This is a genomic window from Pedobacter sp. BG31 (assembly GCF_042464845.1).
Taxonomy (GTDB): domain Bacteria; phylum Bacteroidota; class Bacteroidia; order Sphingobacteriales; family Sphingobacteriaceae; genus Pedobacter; species Pedobacter suwonensis.
Genome location: NZ_JBHNZK010000037.1, coordinates 1 through 12,512, shown reverse-complemented (window position 1 = coordinate 12,512; position 12,512 = coordinate 1). Strand labels below are relative to the sequence as shown.

General features: G+C 41.2%; 8 protein-coding genes. 1 reads left to right on the top strand and 7 read right to left on the bottom strand.

Features of this window, described 5'->3' with window-relative positions:
* Window positions 1-26: 26 nt before the first annotated feature.
* From ACFE6N_RS23255 to ACFE6N_RS23225, 7 genes are all read right to left on the bottom strand, one after another.
* The gene (locus tag ACFE6N_RS23255; protein WP_378940285.1) at window positions 27-1,160 is read right to left on the bottom strand and encodes a redoxin domain-containing protein; all 1,134 of its coding nucleotides are present in this window, start codon (window positions 1,158-1,160) and stop codon (window positions 27-29) included.
* Between the two features lie 25 nt (window positions 1,161-1,185).
* Window positions 1,186-2,322, bottom strand: coding sequence for a thioredoxin-like domain-containing protein (locus ACFE6N_RS23250; protein WP_378940283.1), 1,137 nt, complete (start codon window positions 2,320-2,322; stop codon window positions 1,186-1,188).
* Window positions 2,323-2,352: 30 nt separating this feature from the next.
* Complete coding sequence (locus ACFE6N_RS23245; RefSeq protein ID WP_378940281.1) at window positions 2,353-3,321, bottom strand: discoidin domain-containing protein; 969 nt, start codon at window positions 3,319-3,321, stop codon at window positions 2,353-2,355.
* 16 nt (window positions 3,322-3,337) lie between these two features.
* Window positions 3,338-4,708, bottom strand: a complete 1,371-nt coding sequence (locus tag ACFE6N_RS23240; protein WP_378940279.1) for a RagB/SusD family nutrient uptake outer membrane protein — start codon at window positions 4,706-4,708, stop codon at window positions 3,338-3,340.
* Window positions 4,709-4,718: 10 nt separating this feature from the next.
* Entirely contained in the window at window positions 4,719-8,270 is a 3,552-nt protein-coding gene (locus tag ACFE6N_RS23235) for a SusC/RagA family TonB-linked outer membrane protein (protein WP_378940277.1), read from the bottom strand.
* A 416-nt stretch (window positions 8,271-8,686) separates the two neighbouring features.
* Window positions 8,687-9,862, bottom strand: a complete 1,176-nt coding sequence (locus ACFE6N_RS23230) for a FecR family protein (RefSeq protein ID WP_378940275.1) — start codon at window positions 9,860-9,862, stop codon at window positions 8,687-8,689.
* A gap of 91 nt (window positions 9,863-9,953) precedes the next feature.
* Window positions 9,954-10,562, bottom strand: coding sequence for an RNA polymerase sigma factor (locus tag ACFE6N_RS23225; RefSeq protein ID WP_378940273.1), 609 nt, complete (start codon window positions 10,560-10,562; stop codon window positions 9,954-9,956).
* A 374-nt stretch (window positions 10,563-10,936) separates the two neighbouring features.
* On the opposite strand from ACFE6N_RS23225, the gene ACFE6N_RS23220 reads away from it, so the two are divergent.
* Entirely contained in the window at window positions 10,937-12,427 is a 1,491-nt protein-coding gene (locus ACFE6N_RS23220) for an alpha-amylase (protein ID WP_378940271.1), read from the top strand.
* Window positions 12,428-12,512: the final 85 nt, after the last annotated feature.

Below are 12,512 nucleotides of genomic sequence, written 5' to 3'. Positions count from 1 at the left end.
CCTACTCGATAGCGTCTATTTTATCGTTATTTGATAAAGCCCGCTATTTTTTTATTTACATCTTCACCCCTTAAATCTTTTGCAATTACTTTTCCTGCCGGATCAATAAGTATGTTTTGGGGAATAGCCGTGATACCGAAACGCACAGCTACTTCTGTCTTAAAACCTTTTACATCGCTCACTTGCGTCCAAGGTAATTTGTCCTGCTCAACAGCTCTCATCCAAGCGGCCTTTGTATCATCCAGCGAGACGCCCACAATTTCAAAATTTTTATCTTTTAATTCATGGTACGCTTTTAATAAAAATGGATTTTCCGCACGGCAGGGTACACACCAGCTGGCCCAGAAATCAACAAGTACATACTTTCCTTTGAATGAAGATAACTTGAATTCTTTACCATCTTTGTCTGGTAAAGTAAAATCAATCAATCTGCCTACTGCAAATTGTTTTGCCTTTTCATACTTATCAGTAATTTTTTTTCCAGTAAAGCTGGCGAGTACCCGGGGCGTTAAGATTTTATAATAAGGATCAAATTTAATGACATCAATTACCGCCATTTTATTTTGGTGAATTAGATCTGCAGTCACATAAGAATCCGGATGACTAAAAATAAATGAATCAAGTGCAGCTTCAATTTTGGCATGTACCGGCTTTGCTTCTGTCTGTATCTTTTTGATTTCTACCGAATCTTTCACCTTTGCATAATATACTTTTGCAAATCGCTCACTAATTTCTTTAAATTGAGCAATTAACCTGGCTGTTTTTGAATTGTACTGATTATATTCTTCCTGTATTTTTGTGCCGGTAATGTTAGCCTTGGCCATGTTATCTACACCCTTTACTGTTGTTGTTCCTTTTTCAAGATAGAAATCTGTAAAATCAGGATTTGTTCTTTTTGAAGGATCTTTCTTAATCGCCTTTAATTCGAGATACGCTTTATTTCCAAAAGCGGTGGTGCCCTTAAACACAAATTTTCCATTGGTTAAAATCGTGCTGTCTACAACGCTTTTTCCGTTATCGTTGATAAAGGTTAACAATACCATTTTCTCAGTTCCTGCTTTAGGCAATGTGCCAGTAACGGTAAATTTATCTTGTGCCATTGTTTTGCCGGTAATCAGGCAGGTGAACAGCGCAAGGATGTTCATTAGATTGATTTTCATAATTTTTTGAAATCTATTTTTTAGGTTAATTGATGAATTTTTTCAGCTGATCCAATAAGTTTTCGCCACGAAGGTTTTTCGCTACAATTACGCCCTGAGGATTGACCAAAACATTTTGTGGTACAGAATTGATTCCATACATCATGGCAACTTCGTTTTTCCAGCCTTTTAAATCGCTGACGTGGATCCATGGCATGCCATCGTTTTTTACTGCCTCTTCCCATACCTTTTGTCCTCCAGGGTAATCGAGTGATACACTGACAATCTCGAAGTTTTTATCCTTGAGTGCAGTATAGGCTTTTACTACGTTTGGATTTTCTGCACGACAGGGAAGGCACCAGCTTGCCCAAAAATCCACAAATACATATTTTCCTTTTAACGAAGAAAGTTTGAATGGTTTTCCGTTGATGTCATTTTGAATAAAATCAGTCACTTTAGAGCCAGTTTGGCGTCTTTTTCCGATTTCAATTTTTTCGACCGTTCTTTTGCCTAGTGGCGATGATTTTAACTCAGGAGAGAATCTGTGGAACAAAGGCTCTACTTTTGCTGCTTCAAACTTGTTATCAAGTACATACATATTATAAGCATATAAGCCAGCAAATGAATTCAGGTGGTCTTCAGCGAATTTCATATTTATTGCTCGGTTTTGAGCGACTAGTTTTTGGATGCTATCGGCTGCCATTTTGCGCTCTGAAACAGATTTCAGGTAAGTTCCGTCAGTAGCTTTCTTGCCATATTCCCTTTGCAGCATCATTATTTTTGCTGTTACCTTACCGATCAGCGCCTCTCGCTCGCTATTTTCGCGATCAGCTACAGAACCGCTCACTTTTGCATTTTTAATGGAGTCTGTTCCATCCAAAGTAATCGCAGCATTTTCCAGGAAAAAATCTTTAGTATCGCCAAGCGTAGCGCCTGGTCTAAAGCGGAGTGGTTTAACGGCAATAAGGGCTGGTTGCGGTTCGTTAACATGCCCTGTAAACTCAAATTTCCCGTTTTTAATTTCAATAGAATCGGTTTCTTTCCATTTATCTGCCTGAAGCGTCACCAGGTAAGCCTTTGCCGGTTCTTTTAAGGCAGGAATATTTCCGGTAATGGAATAATTTTTCTGAGCCGCTACCACAAAAGGTAAGAGCATTATAATTGGAATCAGTAATTTTTTCATGTCTAATTATTTTTAAATAAAATTTTTGGGTTAGTTCCTCAAAACAATTCCACCCACAAAACCTACGCTGTAGCTGGTGCCTGATTGCACAAATGGAGTTGCCGTTAAAATAGTGAAACGTAAATACCTTGCTGTGGTTAATGTGGGAAAGTTAATGGTCTGTTTTCTGGTCGCGTTGGTTACATCCACGGCATAGATACCTTTATCTGTCCAGGTAGTGCCATTGCTGCTCGTTTCTACCTTAGCAGAGGTGGTATAGCCTCCGGTTGTTGGTGTTACAACCGTTGGAATAAAGTAATCTAATCCAGAGAATGTAATTTCCCTTGCAAAGTCTGCGGTTACAAATTGTGGTAGGGAAGCTGTTGTAGCACTTAGCCAATACGTACCGGTGGTATTGGCATCTACTGCTCGTCCTGCACTGTTTGCACCTCCTGTTGAAGAGGCTGTGGCAGTAAGGGTAAAACCGGTATGGTCTACATAAAGTGCATCACCAGTATTAAATACATAATAAACAACTTTTCGTGTCTTCGGATCTTGATTTTGCCCGTCTATTGATGTAATGGTAACGGGTAGCACATAGGTACTAAACTTTTTGAGGGTAGTTTGGAAACCAAGATTTAGTACTGCAGCCTCTGAAACATTTGTTCCAGCGGGGATGGCCACAGTTGGTTTGTAAAAAAGATAACTAGTTGTAGGCAGCAATAGCACACCACTGCCATACTTTGCTCTATAATCGTTAATTTTAGTGGTGTCAGGTGCGAAGGTAATATAGTGAATACCAGAGGAGCTGCTGCCTTCTAAAGTAGCTTTCATCTCTACGCAAACTACGGCAGTATTTTTAATGTCCAGCGGTCTTGACACAACGTCTGACGTTGCTGGCAGATCAAAGGCAACACTTCCGTCCGGGAGTGGTTCTCTTGTCACTTTCTCTTTTTTACATGATAGGTAAAGCATTAAAATCGTGCAGATTGCCAGTATATTAAAATTAGATATCTTCATTTTCTGAGTTTTTTGGTTATGGATTCTGTAACATATCTGGGTTATAGGCCAATACTTGAACCGGTATTTGAAGTGTATATTTGCTGCTGTGTGGTTCAAGCGTGGCAATGACAACGTTTTGCGCATTAATTCTGGTTACGGAAGGCATTTTGTTTTCCATGTCTAATCTTCGCATATCAAACCAGCGGAGGCCGTGAAAAGGTAATTCCCTTCTGCGTTCTGCCAGTACCTCATCCAATATCGTCGTTTGGCTTTCTGAGTTGAAATCTCTGCTGGAGATCGGTGTACCAGTGAGTCGATTTCTACGAATTTCATTCAGGTGGCTGAGCGCAACCGTTAAATTGTTGGCTCTTGCTGCACATTCAGCAGCAATCAAATGCATTTCTTGTACGGTGGTTCCGGTATTGGTGAGTTGAAAAGCCGGGGTAACTGCGGCAGCGTAAAACTGAGTTGATCCTCTTACAGTGCTTGCCCAATTCAGGTATAGCACGCTCTTTCTTGCATCGTTCGCAGCGAACGTACTTTTTAATTCCTGTGCCAGGGGTAATCCAGCGGCATTTGTACCTTTACCGTAGATCACATCAGGATGTGATACAACATTTAAGGTGGTTGGAAAACTTGATGGGGTAGTTAAATCGATCATGGTTGCGCGGGTATTTGCCAAAGCCAGCTCTGCATAACGTTGCGCTTCAGCATATTCTCTTCTATAGAGGTAAACCCTGGCCAACACACTGTAAGCCGCGGCCTTAGAACCTCGAAACCTGGCATTGCTGTTATCGGCCGGCAGGTTCGGAATAGCTTCATTAATATCGTTGATGATATGTTGATAAATCTCAGCAGAGGTGCTTCTTGTAGGTGCTTTTTGACTAACATTATCCGAGGTTACGTAGGGTACAGCCAAATCAGTAGCTGCAGTTGCGGCATCATAAGGTTTGGCATACTCGTTTACAAGATAAAAGTATGAATGTGCCCGGCCGAGTAAAGCTTCTGCTTTCAGACTATTCTTTTGCGATTCGGTACCGCCCTGGGCGGCATCTATACCTATCAATACCGTATTATATAGGCTAATTCTTCGGTAATGGTCGCCCCAAAGATAGGTGACAGCAGTGATATCTGTGGTAAACTGGGGTGCCCAGGTATAAATCAAATCTGCCAGAGAAGTAGGTGGATTACCTACATTTGGCAAATCGATATTATCTGTCATGTAATTCAGGATATTGGTTTCCGTTTCGGTGGTGAAAACGGGGCTATTCAACCAAAGGTCATAGTCATTTGTTGTTTTTAGTAATTGTTTTCCCTTCGGTTCAACATCCAGGTATTTATCACAACCGCTTAGAAGCAGTTCTGAAATGAGTAACAACACGCCTATATATTTAATGATCTTCATCAGTATAATTTTAGAAGTTAGTGAATAAGCCCAGTGTATAGGTAGGGGTTACGTATGATTTAGCGTAACTTCCGGTACCCGGGCTATAGTTGTAACGGTTAAATCCAACCGTGTATAGATTCGAAACCTGAGCCTTTATTTCGAAATTTTTGAAGCCTGCCTTTTTTATAAAATTGAGGTCATTCAAACGATAGGAAGCGGTAATATCTCCGATGGTCAGGTAATCGCCATGTACCACGTAATTACTATTGTACCGGTAAGCCCATGATGGGTTTGGACTGTTTAAGTCAACCAGATTGGGAATGTCTGTTTTCAACTCATCGCCTGCAACCCGCCAAAAGTTATTAGAACCTTCTAAAGGTCTCAGATCTGCCGGGCTAGGTCTGGGTACCCGTACTTTAAATCCCCCATAGTAATTTACCATGGCGAAAAAGTAGAAATTACCCACATCTATACGGTTACTCAGTCCGGCATTAATACTTGGAACCGTAGTGCCTGAATATTGTACCAATCCGGAATCTTTGCTCGACATGGCAATCGCCAGCGGATTGGTTGAGCTACTGGTATTGACCACGTATTCATTGCCTTTGGGATCTAAAATAATGGGATGTCCTTCGTTATTTAGACCTTTGGTATTGTAAGAGAACATTGCACCTACGGGATAACCACTTACAAAACCCAATACATCTATTATTTGAGGGTCGTAGCGTCCGGTTCGATAAACATCAAGTACTTTGCTGCTATTTTTGGCAATCACCACACCTGTGTTCCAGTTAAAGTTTTTGTTAGCTATCCAGTCTGCTTTCAGACTGAACTCCAATCCATTATTTCTGATGCTGGCATAATTGACCAAAGCTGATGGGGCACCTAAAGTTGGATCAATGGAAGAGTTGCCCATCACATCAGTTGTTTTTTTGGTATAATAATCTATGCTGCCGCTAATATTTTTAAAAACGTTAAAATCAAGCCCAAGGTTAAAGTTTGCAGTTTGTTCCCAACGCAGGCCGGTATTGGCATTTGAAACCAATATCAGAGAACTTAGTGTCGGGGTGTTTTGTGTATTATTTTGAGCCTGCGCAATAACCTGTGGAAGCGAAAGTTTGGCCACATTTCCATTAAAGCCAAAAGCACTCCGCAACTTTAATTGGTGAAGCCAGTTAAGCTTGTGCAAAAAGTTCTCCCGGTCTATGTTCCAGGCTGCACCAACCGACCATAAGGGCTTGTATTTATATTTAGGGTCGCTACCAAACAGGTTGGATTGATCTATACGAATACTTCCTGATAATGAATATTTATTTTTAAAGGAATAAACTACGTTGGAGAAAGCAGATAAAAACCGATCCTCGTTATACGATTGATTAAAGAAGTCAGTTAGTTGTCCAAGTGTATTGCTCGTAACCAGTGTTCCGCGAACTGCAGCCAGGCCGCCAAAAATGGAAGCATAATCTACCGGTTGTTGCAACAAGCTTTGGTCGTTGTAACCAAAGTAGGAAGCTAAATTACCTTTGCTGATGATATTTCGCAGTTCGCCACCGGCTATGGCATTAAATGAATGATTCCCGATTACTTTATTAAAATTCAATTGGGTACGGGCAGTATATCCGGTATTGCTGGCGTTCTGCTGCCGAAGGAAGTCGCCGTCAGGCAGGTTTCTTTTGAAAGCCAGCGATGGATTGGCAGTTGTAGGCGTAACCGTATAGTTATTCACCCAGGCATTCACTTCTGAAGAACCGCGCCCGGCTAAATGCCTGATTTCTGACCTGGAGGTTTCATATACTCCCCCAAACAGAAGATTAAAGCCTTTTCCAAGGTCGTAGTTAAAGTTGGCAATGGTTTTACTGTTCAGTGTTTGCGTTTTATCATTCACTAGTTGCGCATCAATCAGCGGATAATAGTTCTGGTCTAACAATCCTTGGGATAAAAGTACGGTATTGAAAACCGGCGCATAACTTCTGGAAATGATGGGGGCAGGGTTACCGTTCACATCTTCATAACGTTCGTAACCTGCAAAATCGGCCGGACCGGGTACTGGTACACCATTCGTGCGTTGTTCCTGATACTCGGTAGTGAGCTCCAGGGTCAATTTTCGGCTCAACTTTAGTGTGGTACGGCCGGTTAGTAAAAATCTGTTGTTGTCGTTTAGAATTTTATTGTCCCGATTATTTGTGTAATTCGCTGTAATGTAATACAATGCATTAGGCGTACCACCAGAAACATTTAATGTATTGGTTTGTGTAGCCGCAGTTCTTAGGAACAGGCGGCTGTAATCATCCAGGTTGTCATAATTTGCCAGTTCTGCAAATGAGCTTTCGGCCTGTTCAGGGGTAATAATTCCAGCAGCAAGCTGCGCCTGGATGTAATAAGGAGTAGACCGCCTTACATTTCCACCTACACCCGATGCTGTGCCATATAAAGAGGACCAGCTCGTTGGTGTGATAATTAATGCTTGCCTTTCGCGCAGGTAGCTGGCATTAATGGCTGATGCCTGTGGATCCCAACGGTAACGGCTATAATTCTCTTCGGGTCTTAAACCCAGTGTAGTCCTGAAATTGAACTGTGCGGCGCCTGGATTGGCCTGTTTTCTTTCTATAATAATCACACCATTTGATGCCCTCACGCCATATATCGTTGCTGAAGCTGCATCTTTAAGGATAGTTACAGATTTGATCTCATTGGGGTCGATCATTTCCAGGGTTAATTCGGTCGGATAACCGTCTACAACAATTAGAGGACTTTGGTTCGCCGACATGGTGGAAATGCCGCGGATATTAAATAGCGGCCGTGTTGATTGTCCGCTGCCCGGTACCGTACTTGTAAACTGTACGTCGTTATTAATTAGCAATCCGGGCAATCTGTTTACCAATCCGTCCAGGAAATTGGAGCTTACCCTTGATTCATATTCTTTTGTGCCGAGTTGAGCAACTGAACCCGTACTCTGTTCTGGTTTTATCCTCTGGTAACCCGTGTTTACTGTAACCGCTACGTCTTCTAATTTGCCGACATCAACACCCAGTCTGATCACACCAAGATCTTTTGCGGCTTTAACATCTCTGGTCGTGTACCCGATATAACTGATAAGTAGAATGGCATCTTCATTAACGTTTTGAAGTACAAAATTACCATCAGCTCCAGTACGCGTAAATTGCTTTTGGCCCTTTACCATAATGTTGGCACCAGCCAGCGGACTCCCTGTAAGTTCGTCCACTACTTTTCCGGTTACGGTGATGGACTGTAATCGCTCAAAGATGTTTTCAAAAATAGTTTTTGGCTTGGATTTTAAGGTTACTGTGTTGTTATTGATTTCGTATGCAATGGGTTGGTTTTCGAAAATCTGTTCCAGTACCTTTTTGAAGTCTGCATTTCGAACCCTTATGGTAACCGCTTTTGCATCGTCCAGTAAATCGCCAGGCACTACAAAGTTGTATCCACTTTGTACACGTAGGTTTTTAATTACCTCTTCCAGCGAGGCCTTCGACTTGTCTAGGCTGATTTTTTGAGCAAAGCCGGCGGCACTTACCTGTACCAGCACGGCTATTAAAATTACGGTGGTTAATCGCATCATCAGCCAAATTTTATGGATACACCTACGCATATCCTGTTTAATTTTTAGTTTTTTTAACACATTTTTTAGTTTGCGACAAGGACTTAACGGTACAATGAAATACCATCAATATTGCTTTAGTTCGCATTATTGTCTAAGTTTGGTTGTCTGGTTAATGCATGGTGCCGTTGTCAGTTAAACATAGCATCTGCAAATCGTTGATCATTATTTTCGAGGCCAGTATCTACCATATCCTGACTGCAATCAGGGTATGGTTACTTTCAGTTTTAATATCCTTTAGTGTAACTTTAGTATCATTCCTTTCATAATTTAGTTTGTTTGGTGGTTAATTGATTGGTTATTTGTATTCTGGCTTTTTAATGGCATTGGGAATTAATTTTCCGTTATCTGCAGTGGCTGATTTTACCTGAGAGCGATTATCGATAAACATACACCTTTCTTCCTTCGATTTTAAAATGCACATTTCCTGTGGCTTCTAGTGGAATCAATACTTGAGAAATATGGTCGAACCTTGATACTGATCCCCAAAATTTACCAGAAGGGATTTCTTCTTTGTAGATCACGTCAACATCGTACCATCGGGCTATTATTCGCATAATCTCCCTGATATCGAGGCGATCAAAAGTGAAATTATTGCTTTTCCACGCTATGGCAAATTCGGTATCTACCTTGCTTAATTTGATTTCTCCGGGTAATGTAGTAGCTTGATATCCGGGAGTTAGTATTTTTTCCCGGGCGTGATCGGTAATTTTGACACTACCTTCCAGCAAAGTTGTTCGATATGTTTTTTCATCGTTGTAGGCATTGATGTTAAAATGTGTACCTAATACTTCAACTGTCTGCGTTCCGCTTTCTACCAAGAAGGGGCGGGTTTTATCTTTGGCTACTTCAAAATAGGCTTCTCCTTTAAGCTGGACCCTACGTACGCCCTTCTCTTTTAGCGTGCTATGATAGGTTAAACTTGAGGCGGCGTTTAACCACACTTTTGTTTGATCGGGAAGGGTAAGGGTATAGGTTTGCCCCAAGGCTGTAGATAAGGTATGTAGATCTTGCGCTTCATTTCTGTTTGGATCGCTTTGGTATAGCAATTGTCCTTCAGAAGTTTTAGAAATAACAATGCCATTTTCCTTGATCGATTCGCCACGAGCTATATTCGCTAAATTTATGGTTTTGCCGTTTGCTAGTGTTAACGTTGCACCCACTTTACCTGGGGCGATATCATTTTGTGTTAAATGTTCGTAAGTATGGCCGGTTTCCCTGGACGTGAAATAATTTATTCCAAAGACAAGGAATAAGATTGCTGCACCCGCCGTTAAGATCCGGGTCCACAGGTTAATGTGCTTTCTTTTCGATATACTTCTTATAGGCTCGAAAGCTTGTGCTTTGATACGAATTAACGATGTTTCCCAGTTAGTTTCATATTGATCTGCAGGGTCAGTATGGTCTAGCTCGTTGGCTAAACGCTCACTAATCTCAACATCATGCTTACCTGAACCAATGAGTTTGAAAAGCCGAAGGGTTTCTTCGGTTGTAACCTCGCCCCGGGTATATTTTGTAAAGAGTACTTCAATAGCGGATGGTTCTTTTTGCATCTAATATCAGTGTAGCCAGCAATTTATTTTCGCTGTTTAATTGATAAGTACGATAACAGCATAGATAGGACTATTCTAAACTATAAAAATTTTATAGTTTCCTGTTAATCAGGAAAATAATTATTGAAATTGGTAATGAGATATCCCGGTTACTGAGGAATTCACGTACATATCTGAGGGAATGGACCATTTGATTTTTGACCGTGTTTTTAGAAATGTTTAGCCTGTTTGCAATCTGCTCATGACTAAGCCCCTCATTTCTGCTCAATTCCCATATCAAACGGCGTTGATCAGGAAGTTGTGCAACGGCTTCTTTAATGACTTCTACGCTTTCGCGCAATACCATTTGCTCTTCGGTTTCGTTTCTGGAGGGTTCAATATGGCTAGTTATGCATTGTAAAATACGCTCGTCATTTGCAACCTTTTTGAGGTATTTTAAGGCCTGTCTGTTTGCAATACTGAAGAGATAAGAAGTAGGATGCTGTACGTTGGCAAACGCTTGTCTGTTGATCCATATCTGAACAAAAATCTCCTGAACCAATTCTTCAGCCAACTCGGGAACTTTTACTAGCTTTTCAACATATGGAAATAAACGTTTTACATAATGACGATAAATAATGTCGAAAGATTGCTCATCACCTCTAGCAAGTTTTGCAAAAAGTTCGGTTTCATTATGTAACAGCTGAATTATTTTACCCATTATTGGTTATTTCCCAAAATCATTAGTAACTATTTGCTAAGTTACCCAAAAATTGATGAATTTTACGGAACGGATAGTAATAACGTGGTTTACACTTCGAATAACTGGCCATTTGCACTCAATTTAGTGTCGTTTACCAAAAGATTTGCGTGTCTTTTCTTCCCGTGATGAAGATCTATTTGACAGTACACAAAGCCGCAGGCAAAACGTATGTCCGTTTAATGTTGCACATATCTTTTTACGTGTTAAAGGGCATATCAGTCAATCATCTGCATCTCGGATTGTCTGTTATAAAATAAATTCAGTATGTATTGATCAAATTCAAAACAATTGTACCATTTAAGAGGTATATGCACTACTAAATTTATTTAAAGATGGAAAATCATACGATGTTGCAGTACTTTGAATGGTACTATCCCAACGATGGCAGCCTTTGGAAAAAGGTACAACAAGATGCTGCTAAATTAAAAGAAATGGGGATAGACTCCATTTGGCTGCCTCCCGCACATAAAGGTATGGATGGCAAAGATTCAACTGGTTATGATTCTTACGATTTATATGACCTTGGCGAATTTGATCAAAAAGGGAGCATTGCCACAAAATACGGAACTAAAGAAGAATATCTTCAGGCGATCAAATCAGCGCAGGAGGCTGGTATAAATGTTTATGTAGATATCGTGCTAAACCATCTTGGCGGTGCAGATGACCATGAGCCGGTGACCGTACGTAAGGTAAACCCTGAAAATAGAAATGAATTTATTTCAGAACCTTTTGAGATCGATGCTTATACCAAATTTACCTATCCGGGACGCGGAGGGAAATATTCTGAATTTAAATGGGATTTTCAATGTTTTACCGGTGTAGATTACGATGCCCGTACCCAGGAGTCAGCGGTGTATAGTATTCAAAACCAATATGGGGCAGGATGGGAAGATGTGCTTGATACCGAAAACGGAAATTATGATTACCTGATGCTGACCGATATCGATTTTCGGAATCCTGCTGTAAGAGAGGAGCTTAAACGATGGGGGCTTTGGTTTTATCAAACCACAGGTTTTGATGGGCTACGTCTGGATGCGATTAAACATATGCCTGCTGATTTCTACAATGAATGGTTAGACTATCTTAGGGCTGAAACAGGTAAAGAACTCTTTACGGTGGGCGAATATTGGTCGCCATACGATCCGCAGGCCATGCTGGATTATATCGATGCTACCCAGGGCCGTATGTCGCTTTTCGATGCCAGCCTACAGGCTAATTTCTCCCGCGCCAGTAAGGAGGGCGAACAATATGACCTGAGCACCATATTAGATGGATCACTGGTTTCAGTAAGGCCAGAATTAGCGGTAACACTGGTTGAAAACCATGACACCCAACCACTCCAATCGCTCGAACAAACGGTAGAGCCATGGTTCAGGGCACATGCTTATGCGATCATTTTACTCCGGGAAGCAGGCTATCCCTGTGTTTTTTACGCGGATGTATACGGATCAGAATATACCGACAAAGGCAACGATGGAAAAGATCATGAGGTAACCATGGCGGCACTTCCTCAGCTGGAGGCATTACTGCAGTTGAGAAAAACATTTGCCTATGGTTTTCAACGTGATTATTTTGATCATCCAAGTTGCATTGGCTGGACACGCTCAGGGGATGAGGAACACCAGGGTTCGGGCCTTGCGGTAGTTTTATCAAACGGTGAAGCGGGGAATAAACGTATGGAGATTGGTGCTGAGTTTGCAGGCAAAATTTTCAGCGATTATCTGGGGCATTGCGACAGAGAAGTTACCATAGGCGAGGATGGATGGGCAGAATTTTTCTGTGAAGCAGGCTCGGTTTCGGTTTATACCTTGAAAGCGGATTGATAAATGTTCAGTCATCGGACTAGAAAAAGAAATCATCTGAACATAGGGCATATTCTTATTGATTTAAGACATAACAATAGATTAC